We start from the raw sequence: 19,893 nt of genomic DNA on the forward strand, positions 1-19,893 counted from the left end.
CAGGGCATCGGGGGAGTGAGCGCATGACATGGTCGGTCGCGGATAGTCGCCATCTGTATAACCTGCCGCATTGGGGCGAGGGGTATTTCGATATCGGTGCGGATGGACAGATTGTCGTTCGTCCCGATGCCAATCCGCAGGGTGCCGCCATTGGGCTGGCCGATGTCGCGGCGGAGTTGGGTGAGCATTCCCTCGCTTTACCCTGCCTCCTCCGTTTTCCGCAGATTCTCGGGGATCGTGTTGCACGCTTGCACAGCGCGTTTGGCGATGCCATCCGCGCCCTCGACTATGGCGGCAGCTACACGCCCGTTTATCCGATCAAGGTCAACCAGCAGCGGCGCGTCGTAGAAGAAATTTTGCGTGCCGGTGCGGGTAGCGTCGGTCTGGAGGCAGGTAGCAAACCGGAGCTGCTGGCGGTCATCGGACTGACGCCGGTGGGCGGCACCATCATCTGCAATGGCTACAAAGACAAAGAGTATGTTCGTCTGGCCCTGACGGGTGAGAAGTTGGGCATGCAGGTCTACCTGGTGGTGGAAAAACCCTCTGAACTGCCTCTGATCCTGAATGAGGCTCGCAAGCTTGGTGTTAAACCCCGGATCGGGGTGCGCGCGCGGCTGGCATCCGCCGGTTCCGGCAAGTGGCAGAATACCGGCGGCGAAAAATCTAAATTCGGCCTGTCTACGGCGGACATTCTGGAACTCGTCCACCGTCTGCGGGCAGAAAATGTGCTGGATAGCCTGCAATTGCTGCACTTCCACCTCGGCTCCCAGATTCCCAATATTCAGTTCATCAAAGGCGGCATGCGCGAGTGTGCCCGCCTGTATGCGGAACTGCGACGCCTGGGCGCAGCCCTGGAAGTCGTGGATGTGGGCGGTGGATTGGGTGTGGACTATGAAGGAACGCACTCCCGCGCGTACTGCTCCACGAACTATCATGTCTCCGACTATGCCCATGCCATCGTCGCCACGCTGGCTGATGTGGCGCGCCAGGAGGGGCTGCCGGAGCCGCGTATCATCTCTGAATCGGGCCGGGCGCTGACGGCGCATCACGCCATTTTGCTGGCTAATGTCACCGATGTGGAGGTGGCGACCGGAGAGCATCCGTCGTCAACACCTTCGGTCGACCTGATGGCGGGTGAATGGGGCCGTCTGCTCACCCGGCTGAATCAGGGTAACGCCGCCGCGGCGCTGGAAGTGTATCAGGAGGCCCTCTATCTGCTGGCGGAGCTTCACCAGCAATTCAACCTCGGCATCATTCACATTGAAGAGCGCGCCGAAGTTGAAGGCATTTATGCCCAAGTGCTGTGGCGGGTGCGCGGCTTCCTCGATCCGCACAACCGCGCGCATCGCGATATTCTTGATGAACTCGACGAAAAGCTGGTGGACAAATATTTCGTTAACTTTTCCTTGTTTCAGTCGTTGCCCGACGTCTGGGCCATTGATCAGATTTTCCCGATATTGCCCATACAACGACTGAATGAAGAACCGACCCGGCGGGCTCGTCTCGAAGATATCACCTGCGACTCCGACGGCAGGATTGATGCGTACGTCACGGCCGAAGGCCTGACACCGGCGCTGCCGGTACATGCGCTACAGGCGGATGCGCCTTATCTCCTCGGTATTTTTCTGGTCGGTGCTTATCAGGAGATTCTCGGGGATATGCATAATCTGTTCGGTGACACGGACTCGGTCAATGTACTCTGTGATGCCTCGGGCGCCATGCGTCTGGAGCAGCCGCTGGCGGGGGACACGGTGGAATCCGTCCTGCAATACGTACAATTTTCCGCTACCGACCTGCTGGCCCGTTATCAGAAGAAAGTGGAAGCCTGCAGCCATCTTAGCGACGTGGAGCGTCGCGAGTTTCTACAGCAGTTTGCGGATGGGCTGCATGGTTATACCTATTTAACCGCCCATGATCTGATTGAAGACCTGACGTAGCAGCGTCAACTCCGTCATCGGCAGGCGCCGCAGCTCACTGATGGGCTTGAAAACGCCATCGTGGGGGGCGATTGCCTCGTGTGGGGCTTCAAATGTCGTGAAGCGGGCGAGGTGGATCTGAATTGGACCGGTGTTGGTGGACAGCCAAGCCTCGAAAGCGTCGTCCAGCTCTATCTGGCTGGGATTTATGTTCAATTTCTCCAATACCGCATGCAGTACGTCAGTGGGCGTGTCGCCGGTCTCCGTGGGTGCTGCAACCATGGTGGTGTTCTCCGGCAGTGACGCGGGCAACATCACACTGTCGTTGATGCGAACGAAGCGCAGGGCGGTACTGTAGCTGTCGAAGTGACAGAAAATCAGGCGATTGCGTTCGAGGAGGTCGGCTGTGGGCATCGGGTTATTCCTGTTTCGATTGGGGGGTGATCGGGTTAGCCGATGGTGATGGTCAACGGTTCCAGCCCGGCAACAGCGGCCTCGATCACATCGCCCTTTACCACGGGGCTCACGCCGGCGGGGGTGCCGGTGAAGATGAGGTCTCCGGGAAAGAGTTCGATCTGATTAGACAGGAAATGGACGATCTGCGGGATTCTCCAGAGCATGTCACCGACATCGGCGCTCTGGCGGATTTGACCATTCACCTTGAGTTCGATCTTGCCGCGGGCGATGGTCCCTGAATAAAACTCGGGCGTGATGGCCGTGCAGGGCGCCGAATGATCGAACGCCTTGGCCATCTCCCAGGGCTGGCCCTTTTCGCGGGCGGCGCGTTGCAGGTCGCGGCGGGTCATATCCAGACCCACGGCATAGCCGAACACATAGTCATAATCGACCTTGTCCATGGGGATGTTCTTGCCGCCCTTGTGCAGCGCCACCACCAGCTCCACCTCGGTAGTGCCGGACGGGTAGGGCAGCACTGAATTATTCTGCAGAACGGCGCTGGCCGGTTTCATGAAAAAGAAGGGTTCGGCATCGGGAGCGGCGCCCATTTCCCGGACGTGATCGGCGTAGTTCTGCCCGACGCAAAAAATGCGTCGCACCGGGAAAGGGTTACTGGACATGGCGTCCAGAGTCACAACAGGGGCGGGCGGGAAGGCGTAGTTCATGGACGGGCTCCTGTGCCGGGTGAAATGGCGGGATAACAGGCATCTGCTCCCATTTCTTGATAACTGGTCCTGAAACGGGATTCAATGCGCTTTTCATCAAGGATTCGGTCGCGGCATTCGGGGTAACGTTGTAGCAGACGGTTTCGGTGCGCCTGCCGAGCGTGGAGCAGGGCGCGACGGGCCGCCTCCCGATCCTCGCCGGTGCCCTGGAAGGTGAAATGATGGGTGCGCATTTCCTCCAGAACAAAGTAGTTTGCGCTTTCCGTAGTCATCGATAGCGTTCCTCGCGCAGTACACGCTGCACGGCAGGCCTGGTCCGCAGGCGTTGGTAGTGGGCATCGCAATGTTCAGGTAGTGGGATGCCCAGCCGGTCTGCCCAGAATTCCACGTAAAACAGCGCCGCATCGGCGATGGAGAAGCCGCCGGTGACATAATCCAATCCGGCAAGGGCATCATTCATGATGGCGAATCCCTGATTGACGATTTCCCGTCCGCGCGCCTGCACGGCTGCGTGATCGGCGGCGTTGGGGGTGAAGGTGTCCGTAATGAAAATGCGGGCGAAGCCCTGGCCGTGCAGGGTGCCGACAGCATAGTCCATGATTTCCAGCACGCGCGCCTCGCCGTCGGGATACTCTGGCAGCAGTTTCGCCTTGGGATGGGTGCGTGCCAGCCACCAGGCGATGGCCTGGAATTCAGTCAGCGCCGTGCCGTCCTGACGCACCAGGGTGGGGATGGTGGATTTCGGATTGATGGCGCGGTACTCGGGCTTGTGGTGCTCGCCGGCGGGCAGATTGACGATCCAGGCCTCGAAGGGGAGATCCAGTTCTTCCAGCAGAATATGGATGCCGGTGGAGCACGATCCGGGGGTCATGTAGAAGCGCATTACCATCGGTTGTCCTCTTTAAACCATTCCGGCTGGTTTTTGCGGTACACCCGCAGCCACATCAAGGTATCTGGTGCCAGCGCGCGCACCGCGAGCCAAAGCAGGGTGTCCTCTGCTTTATCACTGGTCACGAGGCGCTGGTCGAGGGCGCGCCAGCCTTCCCAGTCTATTTCCACCAACAGGGCGTGGATCTCTGACGACAGGAGCAGAGCGGACTTGCTCATGAGGCGAAGCTGGCGTCGAGTTTCTGCGCGGGTGAGGCGCGACGCGAGAAACTCTTCCTTCTCCAGCCCTTCAGTCAGCGTGAGTACGGCAGTCCCCGCCTCTTCAATCGCGTTAAAGGGCGAGGTGCTCAGCATGGGTGTGCCCCGGGTGGGTATTTCATCTTGAATGGCACATCATCTGACTCAATGCGCCGTCGAGCCATCGGCATAGGCGCGGATGACGGAGGCCCCTACCAGATCGTGAGGGTCCAGTTCGCCGATCTTTTCCAGAACCTCCCGGCATTCGTCCAGTTGCTTGCGGCGTAACAGGATGAAACTCAGGGCCTTCAGGGTGAAGAGATAAAAATGGGCAGGACTGTGAATCACGGACCAGTCTGCCGTGCCTGGAGCGAGGTGCCGCCAGTTGGGGGGAAAACCGCCCAGTCGTGCCCCGCTGGCCAGGGCGGTGCGTGCCATCTCTTCGGCCTCCGCCAGCCGGGACTGGCGAAACAGCAACTTGTACATGGCAAAATAGGCGGGCAGGTAATCCGGATCGGTCAGTAGATGCTGCCTCAGCAGTTTTTCCACCTCGGTCGGGTGTGTGCTACTGGCCAGTGCAGCCTCCAGCAGCGAAGCCGCCTGCCCGGTCGGGTCGGCAAAGGGCAGGGTGATCTCTCGGAGGGCACCGTCAGGGCTCATTGGACCACGCCTCCAAAATTAACCGAACTTGAAGAGGATACCGTGACCGCCCCGTGGATAGGACCAATCCACGTTGCGATATTCCGAACAAATGACCCGACAGGTGCCGCACTCCAGGCAGCCGTCCGTGGTCAGGACCACACCACCACCCTCGTCTTTGGCGTAACAGGCCGCGGGACAGGCGAAGGTGCAGGACTGTGTTTTACAATCATCCGCGCAGACCTGAGGATCGCTGATCTGGATATGCGGCCGACCTTCATCGACCCGATAGCGGTTTTGAAACAGTTTCTCTTCGATCTTGATCATCGCGTTGCCCTCCACATGCGGTAAGCGTCTCCCACCAAACCCCACAACGAGCGTTGCTCTACAAAGCTGCCACGAATGGTCTTTTCCTTGCTGTGCTTATCCTGGCCATCGACCATCAGCATGGTATGCGCGGCGCGGTTGAGGAGTTGCGGATACACCGAAAAAAAATGCGGATTGCCGTGCAGGATATCGGGCAACTCCTTGTACTTCCGTAAATCTTTCATAACGAAACTGTCGTCCAGCGCGGCTTTGTAACGGGCAAGATGGGGGGCCGTGCAGGGAAGCTTCATCTCTTTCAGCGCGATAACCGTTTCTGCGGCCAGTCGGCCACTGGTCATCGCCAGGTTGGAACCTTCGCGGTGGACCGCATTTACCAGTCCGGCGCTGTCCCCCGCGATCATCCAGCCCTCGCCGTAGAGGGTCGGAACGGCCTTGTAGCCCCCTTCGGGAATCAGGTGGGCGGCATACTCCTTCATTTCGCCCCCCTCAATCAACGGGGCAATGGCCGGATGCGCCTTGAGTTCTTCGAGGAGGGTATAGGGCGCGATGCCCGCCTTTTTGAAGTCGGACAAGAGGCAACCGATGCCCAGCGTGATGGATTCCTTGTTGGTATAGAGGAAGGCGGTGCCGACCATACCGTGGGTGACGGCACCGGCGATCTCAATGACCACCCCTTCGTTGCCCTTGATGTTGAAACGGCTCTGGACGACCTCCTCGGGCAGGAAATGAATTTCCTTGACCGCGAGCGCCACATTTTTGGCTTCGAGTTCGCCATGGAACCCGGCTTTTTTGGCCAACAGCGAATTGACGCCGTCCGCCAGAATCACCACATCGGCATAAATATCGCCCCCTTCACGGTCGGTGCGGACGCCGATGACCTTTTTGCCTTCCTGGATAAGGTCGGTGACCGTCGTCTCGCAGATGACCAGGCCGCCTGCGGCCTTGACCTTCCCGGAGAACCATTTGTCGAAAGGCGCCCGGAGGATGGTATAACGATTGGGCTGATCGCTGTTAAAGGCATCCGAGCGATAGTTGGTGCCGATGAAGGATTTTTCATCCAGCACCCACATGCGCTGTTCGATGACGTGGCGCTCCAGCGGGGCATCGTCGCGGAAATCGGGAATGATGCGCTCCAGCGCGTCGGCATAGAGAATGGCCCCCTGGACGTTTTTGGTGCCGGGGGTTTCACCCCGTTCCAATTGCAATACGCTCAGACCCGCCTTGGCCATGGTGTACGCGGCTGCATTACCGGCGGGGCCGGCACCTACCACAATGGCATCAAATTTTTCAGCCATGTCATGACTCCTGTAATTAACCGGCCCGGCGGTTCACAGCCAGACGGCCGCGCAAGGCGTCGGTGAGGACGGGAAGGATCTGCACGGCGTCGCCGACAATGCCATAAGTGGCAAAGTCGAAGATGGGCGCATTGGGATCGTTGTTGATGGCGATGATGACGTCGGAAGCTTCCATGCCGACACGGTGCTGAATCGCCCCGGAGATGCCCGCGGCAATATAGAGCTTGGGACGCACGGTCTTGCCCGATTGCCCGACCTGACGGTCAGCGGGTAGCCAGCCGGCATGGGTCACCGGACGCGATCCGCCCACTTCGGCGCCGAGCAGGGCAGCCAGGTCCCAGATCAGGCGAAAGTTTTCCGCCTTGCCCATGCCCCGGCCGCCCGCCACGATAATATCGGCATAGGCGAGTTGAGCCTGCTCCTGGGCGTCGTCGGGGATGAACTCCAGGACCTTGGCGATAATATCGTCCTCCTGCATCTGCAGATTTTCGGAAACAATACGGCCGCGGCGCTCCGGCGTAGCTTCGGGCATGGCCATGACCCGGGGGCGGATGGTCGCCATCTGCGGGCGGTAGTTGAGGGTCTGGATGGTACAGAGCAGGCTGCCGCCGAAGGTCGGGCGAGTGGCCAGGAGACCGCGGTTATCGGGGTCGATAGCCAACTCCGTGCAGTCTGCGGTCAAACCCGTAAGCAGGGTGGTGGCGACACTACCGGCGAGGTCGCGACCCAGGGTGGTGGCACCCAGCAGCAGAATCTCCGGCTGGTACCGATTGACGAGGTCAGTCATCGCCTTGGTGTAGGGTTCGTTGCGGTAATCCGCCAGAATGGGATCGGCAACAACATAGGCCACATCGGTGCCGTAAGCGAAGGCGTTGCGAGCAGCGGCACCGAGTTCGTCGCTACCAGCGCCAAGAATCACGGCGCCCAGTTCCACGTTGAGAATATCGGCCAGCTTGCGTCCTTCACCCAGTAATTCCCAGGATACCTGGTGCACCTCGCCCCTTTCCATTTCGACAAACACCCAGATCCCTTTGTAGGCCGCCAGGCGGGGATCCAACTCCAGGCGCTTCTTGCCTTTGGGCTTTGCGGGTGCGGCAGTGTTCTCGCTCATGCGAATGCTCCTTGTGCGTTTATGGGGCGACCAGGCCGAGTTCCTGTGCCAAGCGCGGATGCTGGCTACTGAGAATATCCAGGATGGCGTTGGCGGTGCCGCTGGCGTCCAGGTCGGCACCGATCATCTGTGCCTTCACGGCCCTGGGCTTGGGGGTGAATATCTTGCTGACCACCGTGGGCGAGCCCTTGAGCCCGATTTTGCTGACGTCTTCAATACCGGCACGGTCTTTATTCCATTGCGGCACGCTAAGACGAGCCGAGCGGAACATGTCATCCATGCTCGCGAAACGAATCTGGTTGCTACCCTCCAGCATGGTGATCAAGGCAGGCAGACGGGTTCGGATGACTTGCACACCACCTTCAGAGCGTCGCTGTACGGTGATGCTGCGTTCCTCAAGGTCCAATGCGTCGATAGCCGATACGTAGGTGAGGAGTTGCAGGCCCAGGCGCTTGGCAATGCCCGGCCCGACCTGCGCGGTATCGCCGTCAATGGTCTGCTTGCCGGTGAACACCAGGTCTACGGGATGTTCCTCACCAATTTTGCGGATGGTCTGTGCCAGGGCGAAGGAGGTCGCCAGGGTATCGGCACCGGCGAAGGCGCGGTCGGTCAGGAGTATCACGTCGTCGGCGCCATAGGCGATGGCCTTGCGCAGCGCGTCTTCCGCCTGGGGCGGCCCCATGGTCAGCACGGTGACTCGCCCACCGAAGCGGTCTTTGAGGCGCAAGGCCTCTTCGATGGCGAAAACGTCGAAGGGATTGATGATGGCGGGTACACCCTGCCGCATGATGGTATTGGTGACCGGATGCACCCGAATCTGGGCGCTGTCGGGAACCTGTTTGATACAGACGACAATATGCATGGCGTACTCCTGTTACCGATCTGTCGGTGATCTGAAGATGCTATTGCACTGATCCAAGCAATCTTCATTCCAGATACGACTGTCTTGTTAATTTCAAGATAAACAGTCTTTTGGATAAAATGCACCAGAAAAACAACGTAAGCGGCAGATGTAGGCTTTGCGACAAAATGCATGCTTTATCACGGTAAGTTCAATGCGTCCGCTGGCTCTCGGTGACGGGAGCGGCTTTGGCGAGGAGCACGGCATTGCTGCTGAGGGCAAACTCACGCCAGGCGGCAGCGAGGTCGCGGGCGATGGTGGACAGGTATTCCTTGCCTGGTTCGTGCTCTTCGGGAAAATTGGAGAGCGCGCAGGAACCGCGGTTGAAGGCGAGCGCCTCCCTGATCAGGGTCTGATGAACGGTTGCGAAAGGCGCATGCACTTCCGGCGTTAGATCAGAACGCCCCTTATGGATACCCGTGCCGCTGGTGTCAAAAGGTAATTCGCTCAGTTGCCGTAATGCCTCGCTATAGAACTGCTCCATGGTGTCGAGCAGGGCGCGCTGGGTCAACTGTTCCTTGTGCTGGCGGGTCAGGTATTGATTGAGGTGACGGCGATAAGTCGCCAGCAAATCCGGCTGTTGCGCGGTCACCCATGTACCGAATAGAGCGATGCAGGCGGTGTTGTCGGCAGGGCCGTTCAGTGCTTGCGGGCTAAGCGATACGGAGTCAGGGGCGAGCATCCGCTGCAGGCGGGCGGCGGATTCCAGGGCGCCTTCCAGATAGCCACCGCCATAGCCCGCGGTTTCGGAACCACCGAAAAACAGCTTCTTTTCCCACAGCGGCAGGCGCAGGTTCGGGTTGCCGTATTCGGGATGCGTACCGGGAGGCGTGCGGTCCAGGGTGCTACAGGTGTAGGCTTCCTGAGTCCAGTCATGAACATGTTGTTCTCCGTCTTCTGCGGGCTGATCAAAAACCTGTACCAGTTGGCTGGAGATCAGCAAGGCCATGGTGGCGGGCGGAATGGTGGCGCGCAATGCCGGTGGGAGGGAAAAAAAGGCGCCGAGCGCGGCCTGCTCGCCGGTGGCATCACAGGCGTCGAAAATTTCTGGGAGTACCACCTGTTCGTGGGTGACGAAGGCGTTCCCGGACTGACCCGATTCCCGCCAGAACGCCTGATCGTAAGCAACGACCACCTTGGCCTGATCGGCCATCCAGGTGTGCGTCGCGCGCATGGCCTCGCGCAGGGACGCGTTCAGGGGAGGATCGAAACGGACGTGTTCTTCCAGCAGCCGGGGAGGGAGAGCCAGAACCACATGACGCGCATCGACCTGCACGACCCTTTCGTTGTGGCGGAAACTGAGAACAACGTAATCGTCATCTTCCTCCACGGATAGCAGTGTATGGCCCAGGCGCAACCGGTCCACAGGGAGTTGCGCGGTCATGGCGGTCACGAGATGTCCCATCCCGCCTATCACGCGCCGGGCCCCTCCGTGTATCTCCGTCAACGCCATGACTTCCGGTTTTTCATCCGGTGTATTCAGACGCAGGATGTCACCCCGGTCATGTTGGGCAAAAGTGTCGAGTCCGAGGTCAGAGATCAGCCGGGTGACGCGCGGTTGGGTATCCGGCCAGAACCAGGTCGGCCCCAGATCCACCGCCAGATTATTGCGCTGGCAATGTTCGGAAAATATACGCCCGCCTAGACGTTCACGCGCTTCATAGAGCATGAAATCCAGCCCGAGCTCCTGCAGGCTTTGGGCCAATGCAAGCCCGCACAGGCCACCACCAACAATGATTGTATCTGGCACGGTTCCGATCCTCCTGGCTGCATCCTTCGCGTAGCCAGCAATATTTATACCGGGATGCAGACCATGGGGTAGCGGCACCGGCATGTAACGCTATATTATTCATATAAACAAGTGAATAGATGCTATCTGTGCAGTTCTTGCGGGTGCGGGTGTGATCAGACGAGATTGTCGTTAGATAGCCTTTTAATGGAGTCTGGTCAGATTTGCGACAAAATTTGTCTGGCACCGCTGTTTGATGAGACATGGACACGGAAGTAGATAATAAAGCGTACAAGATGTTCAATCTCTTACGTGACGTTAAAATATAACCATATGATAATATTCTGGTTGTTTTTTGGAACGGCTATTGCGCGCTCAATCGCTGTTGCCGTCCCTATCGGGCAACGACGCTATATGTCGCCAGCGTATTCCGGTGAGGAATTCTTGCGTGCTAAAACTGGTAAGTCATCATTACCCGGTTATAGACAAAGGAGTGTTGTCCTGAGCCCGGAAACAGCCCGACCGCACCACCATTCCCCACCTCCACCTGATCCCGCAAACACAGCCCCCTGAACATGCCCTGGGGGAAATAGCTCACGTTAAAGTGGGTCCAGTTGCTATTGCCGGAAAAATAGGTGGTGAACTGGGAATAACCGGCCGTCAATTGCAGCGCCATGGGCAGGACCCAGTAAGCCGCACGTACCCGCCAGCCGTGGCCGGGGCCGACGCCTACCAGCCCTTGAACCATGGAATCCACATAGAGCGGATCGGCCGTGTAACCGACGGTATAGGGCGAGATGATGGCGCCGCCGCCCAGGGCATGGGCATGGTGTTGGGTCGCATCATAGCCCCACCAGAGGCTGCCATTGGGGAACTGGAAACCGGCTTTTACACCCCAGTTGGTGCTGTTGACACCTTGCCCTAGCTGGCCAAAGAGGGTGGTACCGGTGTTCGCAAAGGCCTCGCCGGCACCCCATTCCCTGGTGAATTGCGCATCCACAAAGGGCTTGAGGACGAATGATGTCGGCAGTGCGTAGTGACCGCTCCAGTAGAACATGTTGGCGAACTGGTCGAACTGGTAAAACCAGGCAGCAGTTTCGGCGTGATACGCGTGATATTGGGCGCCAAAGGCGAGCGCCCCGTTGGTAGGCGGAGTACCTGCGGGCAGCACGTTGGGTCCGCCATAGAGGGAGTCACCCTCATAGTGGCCGGGATAATAGAGGTTATCCCGGTAGAACTGGCCGGTGGTGCGGTCTTTCCAGCGGAAAATCCGCAGCACGCTGAGTTGCAGGCCGCTGATGGGATGGGCCTCCAGGGTCGCCCCCTGATAGGTGACGGGAATTACCCGCCCGCCGACCCGGTTCAGCCACGGGGTATCCACCAACTGATTGCCTGCCTTGGCGGTGATCCATTTGTCCTGATATTCCAAATAGGCCTGACCCAGCGCATTGACGGAAGGACTGGTGCCCATGAGGGTCTTGTCGATTCTCGCTGGATTGTTGGGCTGTGTGCCCAGTGCGTTGGCGGTGTAAAAACTGACGCCGACCCGGAAGCCCGAGAGGAAGGGGGCGGTGACGATATTGATGCGTCCAGCCAGGGAGTAGGCATAAGCATTGACGGTGTTGGGGGTACCATAGAGGCGACTGAAGTAATAGGAACGGATTTGTCCGTCAATATGACTTTTCGCAAAAAACTGGGACAGGGTTTCGGCTTGGGCACTGGCGTTGAAGGCGCCCATCAGGCTGGCTGCTGTCATGAGGTGAAGGATATTTTTCTGCATGGGAATAGCTCCTGCGTATCAGGTATGGTGGTTTTCATTACGGTATTTTGAATATAACGCGGCATGATCAGCCGGGTCGCGGAGGGATACCTCACCCCAGCGGACCGGCGAACTGTTTGCGCCGGGCGCAGAACGCGCCGGCGCGGAGCCGCCTTATTTCAGTACGTCACCCTTGGGCGGGTTGTAGCCGGTCTCTTTGAACATGGCCTGACCCTGAGGGCTGGTCATGAAGTGGATAAAGGCCATGCCCAGTTGGGGATCGGGCGCATCCACGGGTACCGCGGCATAGAAGACCAGGGGCTGGGTGTGCACAGTCTTGGGTTTTCCGTCCACATTCAGGGTGAAGTGGACTTTGCTGTACCAGTCTTTGACCATGGCCGGATTGCTGAGATTGATCTGATCGGGCAGGGTGATATAAGGCAGATGCAGGGATTTTACCGCGCTGAGATAACCCGATGAGGCGGCCATCTGGCCACTCTTGAGGCGGGAAAGTAAGGATGTTTCCGTGAATATTTGTTGGGGGTTCTCGACCGGTCCGAGGACTTTGTTCACCAGATCCGGTTGGTGATAATACTTTTCAGCCAGCATGAAGGTAAAGACGATATTTTGCCCTTGGGGATCGGTTTTGGGATCTGTGCGGCCGAAGACTACCCCCGGCTTCTGCAGGATTTCATACCAGGGTACTTTGCCTTCCGCGGCTTCCTTGAAGTCTTTGGCGTAGGGGCTGTCGGGACTGTAGGCGATGCACATGGCAGTACTGGCGACCGGGTAGGCCTCCTTGACCAGGCCGGCCTTTATCAGTACTTCGATGGGGCCGGGGGTGATGGAGACAAAAACGTCGGTGCGCAGTTTGTGGGCGGCGATAAGGTGGGCGAGACCGTAAGCGCCCTGGCCCTCCCCCTGATATTGCACGTTATGGGCTTTGGCGAAAGTCGGTCCTAGATGCCGGTCCATGACCGCACCCATGGAGCCTGCGTAAACGACACGCAGGTCTTTGGCCATGGCCTGGGGCGACAAACCCAGCAGGCTGGTGGCGAAGACCAGTGCAAGGGAACTTTGATGACGGCGTTTCACGGGTTCTGCTCCTATGTTTACGAAATATACGGTGGAATATACCGATAAATATTTTTTGCCGTCAATACATTTTTTAAGCGGATCATATCTTGATGTGCCATGAATTTGGCATCTTTTTTGCTGCATCTCCACGCGGCCCTATTACCCACTTATTTGTTCGTTTTCTGACAATAATGTGTACTTATTGACATCTAAGGAGAGGCTTTTTGAAACTGCGGATACGGCGGGCGCATGTCGAGGCGATGGTGCAGGAGTTACCGCATCTGGCGAGCTTGCGGGAACAGCTTCGTTTCGGGGATGTTGCTGAATTGTCTTTTCAGCAATTGACGCATTCTGAACTGGGTTTTCTCGCCACGCTGTATCAGGCAGCGGGACCGGAGTTGCATGCACAGTCCGCCATATTATTTGCCCTGCAAAAAGCCAGGCAGGGTAATGATCTGCGTTTTGGACCGGAGGATGATCTCGAACTGTTATTGCCAGCGCTGGCCGGCCTGCTGATTGAAGACGCCATCCGGGGCTGGCTGTTCAGTATCAATGTGGATGGTAAAGCCCTGGCTTACGTCATCACCAGACTGGATTATGTGGCACCGGGAAATGACGAAACCGGCAAGATCGTCATAGAGCTGAAAGCAAACGCCAAGGGAGTCATTGCAAGCCTGGCCATTCGTATTTCCGCGGGTGATATGGCAAATCGTTCGGTGAGGGAAATTCTCGCTGCAAAGGGATTTTTGAAAGAAACTCCGGAGCTGATTGCTGCCTACGACGCAGAAGTCTCCCGTTATTTTGAATGGCGGGGACATTATGGCGCACAGTATTCGGCGCTGGGTGTCGGCTTCTATGCCGAAGATCCCAGCGCGACACATCGGGATACCGACTGGTCACGCAAAGACGTGATCATTTTGTCGGCGGGAGAGGGCAGGGCGCGTCTGGTCAATGATGAGGGTATTTTGACCGCCAGGGTCACGACACTGGAAGTGACCGGGGATATTCTCGGCCCCTATTTGCGCAAAGCGGCAAAAAGCAATCGCTATAGCGCCGAAGAAGAGATGGGGCAATTCCAGTCTGTTATCGAGAATGGGTTGTTCACGAAAATCCCGGTGCATCCCTATTTATTCGTGTTTCACCTGGAGCTTCATCATTATCTCTGGGTGCATGTCAGTGATATTGAGCCTTACGCTTACCAGCCCACATTGAGGCAAAAGCTGATTTTACCCGCTGAACAGACAGATCTGATTGACATTTTAACTGCCGAGATGGATGTCCTGATGGACGATATCATCACCGGGAAATCCGGTGGGACGACAGTGCTTTGCGCCGGACCCGCCGGGGTAGGAAAAACGCTCACTGCCGAGGTGTATTCGGAAATTATTCAGCGACCGCTGTATCGGGTGCATTCAGGACAACTGGGGCTGAGTGTGGCCAGTATGGAGGCCGCGCTAAAAGAAATACTGACCCGCGCCCAACGCTGGGGCGCCGTGATGCTGATTGATGAAGCGGATGTCTATATCAAGCGCCGGGATGACAATATGGCGATGAATGCGGTGGTGGGCGTTTTTCTGCGGGTGCTGGAGTATTTCAATGGTCTGCTATTTTTGACCACGAACCGGGTTGATGACATAGATGAAGCCATTGTCTCTCGTTGTATTGCCTTGATTAAATACAACCCCCCCGATGCCAATGGACGCCGGCAAATCTGGCAGGTGATGTGCAACCAGTTTTGTCTCGATATCCCCACGTCGGCCATTGACGAATTGGTGAATATCTTTCCCGCGGCCACCGGTAGGGATATTAAAGGATTGGCCAAACTGGTAGCTAAATTCTGTAAACAGAAACAGGTACCGCCGACCGTGGAGGTCTTTAAACGCTGTTCGGTATTTCGCGGACTGGAACCAGCCGCCGCGTGACCTCTGTGATATAAGTTTTTTAATGCGATAGGGGAGAAATGCATATGCGTATAGTCATTACCCTGGCAGGCCAGGATGTGGGATTGGTGAGTGAAAAGGATATGGCCCTCGCCATACAGGCGGCTGAGGAGGTCTTCGCACAGCATGAGGCTGACCCAATGGCTTGCGAAGTGGCCAATCAGAAGCAGTACGGTGATGCGGAAATTACCAGGGATGAAGCATTATTGTGCGCCATCTGGGAGGAAGCCAATTATGCCGCCTGGCACAAAGCCACTATTGGCTGGATGAGTCGGGATATTGATCTTTACATGATGGTGCGGAATGCGGCGGCGGATGACAGGGAGGCCCTATCAGCATAATCAATCTATTTTTGGTTTTCTGGATTAAAAAGGAGTTTCACCATGTTTGGTAAAGCCTGTGATTTTAACGAGCTGCGACAAGGAAAATATGAAGTGGCGGTGGTTAATCGGATACTGCTCATGATCGTGTGGCCCACTCGGGGAAACCCCAGGGCTTTTCATGGGATGTGTCCCCACGCCAATGAACCACTGGCCGATGCCCGCTTCGATGGGGAGACCCTGACTTGTGCACACCATGACTGGGCGTTCAGCAGTGAAACGGGCGCGTGCATCAAAGGCCAGCCCTGCACCCTCAGGGAGTTTCCGCTGAAGATTGAAAATGACGAAGTGCTAGTGGATACCGGTGATTTTGCACCCAATGGACCCCGCTAAAGCCATTGGCAAATTCTGAACTAAAACCCGTCTCTCTTGCTTCCCCAGGGATGAGAGCCGGGAACCACTTCCGCTTTGATTCCGGCTTTTTCAACATCGGTGAGGGTTTTGTAGAGGGTCGCTTCATGGGCTAATATGCTGCCCTGCATTACTGCGACATAGCGTGCCGGCAGGTCGACATCGCAAACGTAACCGCCTCCCGGGTCCTCAACGCTGCGTAAATTGCCATCCCAATCCATGAAAAAGCCACTCATGATAAATCCTCGCTGGTGTTGTTCCAAAAGTCGGTGGGGATGAAACGAAGCCTGCCGCGTCAGCGCAATTTGCGCTCGGCGGGCGAAAAATGGCTCAAGTGCCCCTCTTTCGCCGCCTGCGCACGACCACGCGCCATCAGTTCGGCACTGCGACCGGGTGCGGCCACCCGCGAAAGCTGCTTTTCCAGGTGTTGGCCGCCGCATTGCGGGCAGTTTGGGGTGGTTGAACTCATGACCAGCAATTCAAAGCCGGTGTCGCAATCGCAACAATGGTAATCGAAGATAGGCATCTCTGTTCCTTTGTCAGGTTATGGCCAATGTCAGGTTATGGCCAAAACGGTATCTATTACCCGGTAAGGCAATAATGATGCCTGTTCAGGTGGCGGCCTTTACCCGCCTCGGCGTTTCGCGCAGCAAATTCAGACATTCCAGATTGGCGACCATGTCCAACGCGGTGAAATCATCGAGCGAAAGGAGACTCCGGTCCGCGCCGAATGCCAGCAAACGTTCCACCACCGCCGTCTTGCCAGCGGATGCGGCGTACATCAGGCAAGTGGCGCCATTGTCATTCTGGTGGTCGAGGTGGGCGCCAACCGCGACCAGCAGGTCCAGGGTGTCCAGATTCTCACTGACACAAGCGAACCAGAGGGCCTGATTGCCATCGTTGTTGCGCTGGTGCGGGTCGGCACCGGCGGCGAGCAGTTCAGCCACCCGTTCAGGATCGCCTTCGCCGGCAGCGCGCATCAAGGGCGTCACGCCGTCGCTGGTGCGCGCATGGATGTCCGCGGCGGGAAACCCCTGCGCCGTCAGCCAGCATTGCAGCGCCTCGGAAATCTGCCGATTTGCGGGCGCATGCACCTGACGCCAGGCTTCGTAACCACCATCCAGACTGTACACCTCCGCAAAACCAAAATCGGCAAAGAGTTGGGCACGCATCTGGCTGGCATTGCCATGATAGCAATAGATCAGCACCGGACGATGTTTGGCCACGTTCAGTACATAGTCATCGGCGTTGTAATCGCCCAGGAGAGAAGCTCCGGCAATATGGCCGGCCTGAAAGTCGCTGGGGTGACGGCAATCCAGCAGCACGGTGTCCTGCCTGTACAGGAGTTCGCGGGCCTTATGTACGTCAATACGCTGAAAGGAGCGGGTATTCATGAATTTTCTCCGGTGTGAGTGTTCAGTTCCCGGTGGGCATAGGGCGGGAGGGTGCTGATTCGCGTATCCGTCAGGGCATGACCCACGGTGAAGTGGTAGAGGGATTGCAGGCTGTCATCCTGGATCCCCAAGATGTCATGCACGGCATCATCAAAAAAACAGCCGATGCCGGTGCCGTTCAAACTCAGGGATTCGGCTTCCAGATACAATATCTGGCCCAGCAGTCCGGCTTCCTGGTAGAGCAAACGATAATGCCAGGCGCCGCTCTGCAGGGGGTTGGCATACTCCGCCAGAAAGGCCACGGCAAAGCAGCTATCGGCGGCAATGGCCTGATGACAGGACAGGGTCCGGGCGATACTGCGCACGTCCCCGCTATAGAGTCGCCGCAGGGGCAGATGGGTGGGCGCCACGGCCACTGTTTGCCAGGAGAAATCCGGATTAAGGGCCGCGCGTAGCACTGTTTCACCCTTTGTTGTGCGGGGCAGGGCATAGAGGCCACTGCTCAGATCACCAACGCGATGCACGAAAAGTATCGGATGGATGCGCGGGGTAAAGGGCCAGACATCCCAGGGCAGGGCGGAACGGGGCAGCAACGCATCCAGGAGCGTAAAGAAATCGTCAGCCGCCATGACCGTCTTCGGGTCGAAGCGCTGGGCGCTGCGCCGACGGCGGATCAGGATGCTGGCGGCGGTCTGCCCCGATTTTTTGCGTGCTGGCCAGGGATCAGACGGAAGCGGGTCGGGAGCGAGTACCGGCATCCTGCTGGCGGTTGTCGTTTCGGCGATGACCGGCCATTGATACAGGGGGTTTCGGTCCAGGCGGTTGGCCCGACCCCGCCATTGCCCCGGCAGCGCAGCGGGGCTACCGACGGCGGAGGAGATTGTATCGGCGGGGAGGATTTCCAGCAGCAACTCCGCATCCTCGCCTTCGGCGTGCGCGAAATCGCTGGAACGATCCAGGCCGAGGAGACGGCGCAGTCGGGTATCGTCCACATCCCCACACAGGCGAAGGCGCCAACCGAGGGTACCCGCAGCGTAGCGCAGGGCACCCAGCGCATGGCCGATATCCAGTTGGCAATAACGCAGTGCCCGTTCGCCATATTTCCACGCCTCGCGCCACGCTATGGAACTCAGCCCGATATACACCCCTGAGCCGCGCTGTCCGGTATCGGGGTGCCAGCGCTGTTCCAGCAAATGATCACGACTCAAATAGTGGTAGAGTCCATCACTGATGCCCTGCACCCCGAAGGCGAGAAGATAGGCCTCGCTGGGATGCAGGTTGCCGCTGGATGGGTTGCAGCGCAACGCCCAACGATCAGGGCCGTATTCCTTCCAGGCCGCCAGCCCGAGGGAAAGCTCCAGAAGCTGAGCGACCGCCTGGAGGGTAAAGGGTTGGGGGGTGGCGGCGGACAGCCCGGCGAAGGTGACGGCAGTTTCGTCCGTCAACAACGGTAAGATGTATTGCGGGCTTCCGGTGAACTCGCGGAACGGGTTGGGCTGTGCATCCCAGTCCAGCGCTTCCGGCCCGGCGGCATAGCGATTCAGATGATGTTTGGACCGTTCATGGTAGGTCATCACCGTATGCACCGCTTCGCCCTTATCGCTTGTCGCCATGATGTGCGCCGTTCCTTTAGTCAGCCTTGCTCGTGGCATTTTATTTCGGCGCGGCAACCAGTGCCTGTCAACGCTCTTTCGGCGCGCTGACCGCCACCTTCTCCAGAGAGACATGACTGACACCCATGGCTTGATGAAAGACTTTGAACACCTTTTCGGAGACCGCGTCAGATACCACAAAATCCTGATACGACTGGCTGAGTAATTTCACATAAAGCGTTTGCAGCGCCTGATCATCCATGGCGTCCGTATTCCCTTCTCTTTTCAGATAGTCATGAAAACGCTTGAGGATATGGAGACGATTAATATGGACCACCGTCTCATCATAGTCGATGTTCAGAAACTTCAGGAAATCCTCAGCGGAGGATAAACGCGCCAGTGTTTTACGTAGATCACTCATGGTGTCATCCTTGGAGTTCGTCAAAGGGGAGGGGGGCTAAAGCTGCTGGGCTGCTGTTTGGTCCGCACAGGTTGGGATCGGAATCCGGACAGTTATTGCAGTCTTTTTCCGTCAGTTGCACGGCACGCCCGCTGGATTGGCCTTGCAGTTCCAGTTGGGAAATCCGTTCCATCAGGCACTGAATGGCTTTACCCACCGGGTCCGGCATGAGATGGTGATCAAGCTCAATACCGTGGGCGTTGATGCGGCGACGTTCCGCAGGCAGCACGACGCGGCCGGGGATGCCCACGACCGTCATACCCGGCGCCACATCGTTAATGACCACCGCATTGGCACCCACCTGACTGTCATGACCGATAGTGACGGGCCCGAGGATTTTCGCACCCGCACCCACCATGACCCGATCCTGCAATGTCGGGTGACGCTTGCCCGGATTCCAGCTCGTGCCCCCCAGAGTCACCCCATGGTACAGGGTGCAATCATCACCAATCTCGGCCGTTTCGCCAATCACCACGCCCATACCGTGGTCAATGAAGAATCGGCGCCCGATCTGTGCCCCCGGATGGATATCGATGCCGGTCGAGAAGCGCGCCATCGCACTGAGCACACGCGCCGGATATCGCCAGCCGCCCCGCCACCAGCGATGTGCGAGGCGATGTGCCAGCAACGCGTGTACCCCAGGGTAGGTGGTGAGGATTTCCAACGTACCGCGGGCAGCCGGATCGCGTTCGAAAACACAGTGAATATCGTCGCGCAGGTTGCGCCACAGACCAGACTTGCGGGGTTGTTCTTTGTCGAGCAGGGTAGCAAGCACG

23 protein-coding genes are annotated in these 19,893 nt (G+C 57.9%); 4 read left to right on the plus strand and 19 right to left on the minus strand.

From position 1 onward, the window contains the following. Nucleotides 1-23 precede the first annotated feature (23 nt). Nucleotides 24-1,937, plus strand: a complete 1,914-nt coding sequence (gene speA / locus PJU76_RS06230) for a biosynthetic arginine decarboxylase (protein ID WP_271780916.1) — start codon at nucleotides 24-26, stop codon at nucleotides 1,935-1,937. Here speA and PJU76_RS06235 read toward each other — a convergent pair. The 13 genes from PJU76_RS06235 to PJU76_RS06295 form a co-directional block, all read right to left on the minus strand. Then, entirely contained in the window at nucleotides 1,902-2,330 is a 429-nt protein-coding gene (locus PJU76_RS06235; RefSeq protein ID WP_271780917.1) for a hypothetical protein, read from the minus strand. The genes speA and PJU76_RS06235 overlap by 36 nt on opposite strands. Before the next feature lie 35 nt (nucleotides 2,331-2,365). Then, nucleotides 2,366-3,037, minus strand: coding sequence for a fumarylacetoacetate hydrolase family protein (locus PJU76_RS06240; RefSeq protein ID WP_271780918.1), 672 nt, complete (start codon nucleotides 3,035-3,037; stop codon nucleotides 2,366-2,368). Next, on the minus strand, nucleotides 3,034-3,309 hold the full coding sequence (locus PJU76_RS06245) for a hypothetical protein (protein ID WP_271780919.1): 276 nt from the start codon (nucleotides 3,307-3,309) through the stop codon (nucleotides 3,034-3,036). Before PJU76_RS06245 ends, PJU76_RS06240 begins: the two co-directional genes overlap by 4 nt. Further along, complete coding sequence (locus PJU76_RS06250; RefSeq protein WP_271780920.1) at nucleotides 3,306-3,926, minus strand: glutathione S-transferase family protein; 621 nt, start codon at nucleotides 3,924-3,926, stop codon at nucleotides 3,306-3,308. Before PJU76_RS06250 ends, PJU76_RS06245 begins: the two co-directional genes overlap by 4 nt. Beyond that, on the minus strand, nucleotides 3,920-4,279 hold the full coding sequence (locus PJU76_RS06255) for a ribonuclease HepT family protein (protein WP_271780921.1): 360 nt from the start codon (nucleotides 4,277-4,279) through the stop codon (nucleotides 3,920-3,922). Before PJU76_RS06255 ends, PJU76_RS06250 begins: the two co-directional genes overlap by 7 nt. 48 nt (nucleotides 4,280-4,327) lie before the next feature. Beyond that, nucleotides 4,328-4,822, minus strand: coding sequence for a hypothetical protein (locus PJU76_RS06260; RefSeq protein ID WP_271780922.1), 495 nt, complete (start codon nucleotides 4,820-4,822; stop codon nucleotides 4,328-4,330). A gap of 18 nt (nucleotides 4,823-4,840) precedes the next feature. Next, nucleotides 4,841-5,128 carry a ferredoxin family protein gene (locus PJU76_RS06265; RefSeq protein WP_215849124.1) on the minus strand — a complete coding sequence of 96 codons (288 nt, stop codon included), beginning with the start codon at nucleotides 5,126-5,128 and terminating at the stop codon, nucleotides 4,841-4,843. Next, nucleotides 5,125-6,423, minus strand: a complete 1,299-nt coding sequence (locus PJU76_RS06270; RefSeq protein WP_215849125.1) for an FAD-dependent monooxygenase — start codon at nucleotides 6,421-6,423, stop codon at nucleotides 5,125-5,127. Before PJU76_RS06270 ends, PJU76_RS06265 begins: the two co-directional genes overlap by 4 nt. 16 nt (nucleotides 6,424-6,439) lie before the next feature. Beyond that, entirely contained in the window at nucleotides 6,440-7,534 is a 1,095-nt protein-coding gene (locus PJU76_RS06275) for an electron transfer flavoprotein subunit alpha/FixB family protein (RefSeq protein WP_271780923.1), read from the minus strand. A gap of 19 nt (nucleotides 7,535-7,553) precedes the next feature. Further along, complete coding sequence (locus PJU76_RS06280; RefSeq protein WP_271780924.1) at nucleotides 7,554-8,396, minus strand: electron transfer flavoprotein subunit beta/FixA family protein; 843 nt, start codon at nucleotides 8,394-8,396, stop codon at nucleotides 7,554-7,556. Between the two features lie 190 nt (nucleotides 8,397-8,586). After that, the gene (locus PJU76_RS06285) at nucleotides 8,587-10,185 is read right to left on the minus strand and encodes a flavin monoamine oxidase family protein (RefSeq protein ID WP_271780925.1); all 1,599 of its coding nucleotides are present in this window, start codon (nucleotides 10,183-10,185) and stop codon (nucleotides 8,587-8,589) included. Between the two features lie 430 nt (nucleotides 10,186-10,615). Continuing rightward, complete coding sequence (locus PJU76_RS06290; RefSeq protein WP_271780926.1) at nucleotides 10,616-11,944, minus strand: OprD family outer membrane porin; 1,329 nt, start codon at nucleotides 11,942-11,944, stop codon at nucleotides 10,616-10,618. A 153-nt stretch (nucleotides 11,945-12,097) separates the two neighbouring features. After that, nucleotides 12,098-13,018, minus strand: a complete 921-nt coding sequence (locus tag PJU76_RS06295; protein WP_271780927.1) for an extracellular solute-binding protein — start codon at nucleotides 13,016-13,018, stop codon at nucleotides 12,098-12,100. Between the two features lie 206 nt (nucleotides 13,019-13,224). Here PJU76_RS06295 and PJU76_RS06300 point away from each other — a divergent pair, with 206 nt between their 5' ends. Genes PJU76_RS06300 through PJU76_RS06310 form a run of 3 tightly spaced genes read left to right on the plus strand, consistent with a single transcriptional unit; the run spans nucleotide 13,225 to nucleotide 15,653 of the window. Beyond that, complete coding sequence (locus tag PJU76_RS06300; protein WP_271780928.1) at nucleotides 13,225-14,922, plus strand: AAA family ATPase; 1,698 nt, start codon at nucleotides 13,225-13,227, stop codon at nucleotides 14,920-14,922. A 44-nt stretch (nucleotides 14,923-14,966) separates the two neighbouring features. Further along, complete coding sequence (locus PJU76_RS06305) at nucleotides 14,967-15,281, plus strand: hypothetical protein (RefSeq protein ID WP_271780929.1); 315 nt, start codon at nucleotides 14,967-14,969, stop codon at nucleotides 15,279-15,281. Nucleotides 15,282-15,323: 42 nt separating this feature from the next. Beyond that, nucleotides 15,324-15,653, plus strand: coding sequence for a Rieske 2Fe-2S domain-containing protein (locus PJU76_RS06310; protein WP_271780930.1), 330 nt, complete (start codon nucleotides 15,324-15,326; stop codon nucleotides 15,651-15,653). A 20-nt stretch (nucleotides 15,654-15,673) separates the two neighbouring features. Here the strand turns inward: PJU76_RS06310 and PJU76_RS06315 are convergent, their stop codons facing one another. The 6 genes from PJU76_RS06315 to cysE form a co-directional block, all read right to left on the minus strand. Further along, the gene (locus tag PJU76_RS06315; RefSeq protein ID WP_126605237.1) at nucleotides 15,674-15,907 is read right to left on the minus strand and encodes a hypothetical protein; all 234 of its coding nucleotides are present in this window, start codon (nucleotides 15,905-15,907) and stop codon (nucleotides 15,674-15,676) included. 59 nt (nucleotides 15,908-15,966) lie between these two features. Next, entirely contained in the window at nucleotides 15,967-16,197 is a 231-nt protein-coding gene (locus tag PJU76_RS06320; protein WP_271780931.1) for an FmdB family zinc ribbon protein, read from the minus strand. An 85-nt stretch (nucleotides 16,198-16,282) separates the two neighbouring features. Next, nucleotides 16,283-17,065 carry an ankyrin repeat domain-containing protein gene (locus PJU76_RS06325; protein WP_271780932.1) on the minus strand — a complete coding sequence of 261 codons (783 nt, stop codon included), beginning with the start codon at nucleotides 17,063-17,065 and terminating at the stop codon, nucleotides 16,283-16,285. Beyond that, nucleotides 17,062-18,678, minus strand: coding sequence for a nitroreductase family protein (locus PJU76_RS06330; protein ID WP_271780933.1), 1,617 nt, complete (start codon nucleotides 18,676-18,678; stop codon nucleotides 17,062-17,064). The genes PJU76_RS06325 and PJU76_RS06330 overlap by 4 nt, the downstream gene beginning before the upstream one ends. A gap of 67 nt (nucleotides 18,679-18,745) precedes the next feature. Beyond that, nucleotides 18,746-19,078 (minus strand): nitrogenase-stabilizing/protective protein NifW, encoded by a 333-nt coding sequence (gene nifW, locus PJU76_RS06335; RefSeq protein WP_215850637.1) that lies wholly within the window; start codon nucleotides 19,076-19,078, stop codon nucleotides 18,746-18,748. 4 nt (nucleotides 19,079-19,082) lie between these two features. Beyond that, complete coding sequence (gene cysE, locus PJU76_RS06340) at nucleotides 19,083-19,892, minus strand: serine O-acetyltransferase (RefSeq protein ID WP_456298500.1); 810 nt, start codon at nucleotides 19,890-19,892, stop codon at nucleotides 19,083-19,085. Nucleotide 19,893: the final 1 nt, after the last annotated feature.

The organism is Acidithiobacillus ferriphilus, from assembly GCF_028215975.1.
In the GTDB taxonomy this organism is placed as follows: domain Bacteria; phylum Pseudomonadota; class Gammaproteobacteria; order Acidithiobacillales; family Acidithiobacillaceae; genus Acidithiobacillus; species Acidithiobacillus ferriphilus.

Coding starts and splice junctions, on each gene's coding strand:
- PJU76_RS06250 (WP_271780920.1), bottom strand. CDS start 3,926: ATGGTAATGCGCTTCTACATGACCCCCGGATCGTGCTCCACCGGCATC.
- PJU76_RS06260 (WP_271780922.1), bottom strand. CDS start 4,822: ATGAGCCCTGACGGTGCCCTCCGAGAGATCACCCTGCCCTTTGCCGAC.
- PJU76_RS06320 (WP_271780931.1), bottom strand. CDS start 16,197: ATGCCTATCTTCGATTACCATTGTTGCGATTGCGACACCGGCTTTGAA.
- PJU76_RS06240 (WP_271780918.1), bottom strand. CDS start 3,037: ATGAACTACGCCTTCCCGCCCGCCCCTGTTGTGACTCTGGACGCCATG.
- PJU76_RS06235 (WP_271780917.1), bottom strand. CDS start 2,330: ATGCCCACAGCCGACCTCCTCGAACGCAATCGCCTGATTTTCTGTCAC.
- PJU76_RS06270 (WP_215849125.1), bottom strand. CDS start 6,423: ATGGCTGAAAAATTTGATGCCATTGTGGTAGGTGCCGGCCCCGCCGGT.
- nifW (WP_215850637.1), bottom strand. CDS start 19,078: ATGAGTGATCTACGTAAAACACTGGCGCGTTTATCCTCCGCTGAGGAT.
- PJU76_RS06325 (WP_271780932.1), bottom strand. CDS start 17,065: ATGAATACCCGCTCCTTTCAGCGTATTGACGTACATAAGGCCCGCGAA.
- PJU76_RS06245 (WP_271780919.1), bottom strand. CDS start 3,309: ATGACTACGGAAAGCGCAAACTACTTTGTTCTGGAGGAAATGCGCACC.
- PJU76_RS06305 (WP_271780929.1), top strand. CDS start 14,967: ATGCGTATAGTCATTACCCTGGCAGGCCAGGATGTGGGATTGGTGAGT.
- speA (WP_271780916.1), top strand. CDS start 24: ATGACATGGTCGGTCGCGGATAGTCGCCATCTGTATAACCTGCCGCAT.
- PJU76_RS06280 (WP_271780924.1), bottom strand. CDS start 8,396: ATGCATATTGTCGTCTGTATCAAACAGGTTCCCGACAGCGCCCAGATT.
- PJU76_RS06310 (WP_271780930.1), top strand. CDS start 15,324: ATGTTTGGTAAAGCCTGTGATTTTAACGAGCTGCGACAAGGAAAATAT.
- PJU76_RS06315 (WP_126605237.1), bottom strand. CDS start 15,907: ATGAGTGGCTTTTTCATGGATTGGGATGGCAATTTACGCAGCGTTGAG.
- PJU76_RS06255 (WP_271780921.1), bottom strand. CDS start 4,279: ATGCTGAGCACCTCGCCCTTTAACGCGATTGAAGAGGCGGGGACTGCC.
- PJU76_RS06290 (WP_271780926.1), bottom strand. CDS start 11,944: ATGCAGAAAAATATCCTTCACCTCATGACAGCAGCCAGCCTGATGGGC.
- PJU76_RS06330 (WP_271780933.1), bottom strand. CDS start 18,678: ATGGCGACAAGCGATAAGGGCGAAGCGGTGCATACGGTGATGACCTAC.
- PJU76_RS06265 (WP_215849124.1), bottom strand. CDS start 5,128: ATGATCAAGATCGAAGAGAAACTGTTTCAAAACCGCTATCGGGTCGAT.
- PJU76_RS06275 (WP_271780923.1), bottom strand. CDS start 7,534: ATGAGCGAGAACACTGCCGCACCCGCAAAGCCCAAAGGCAAGAAGCGC.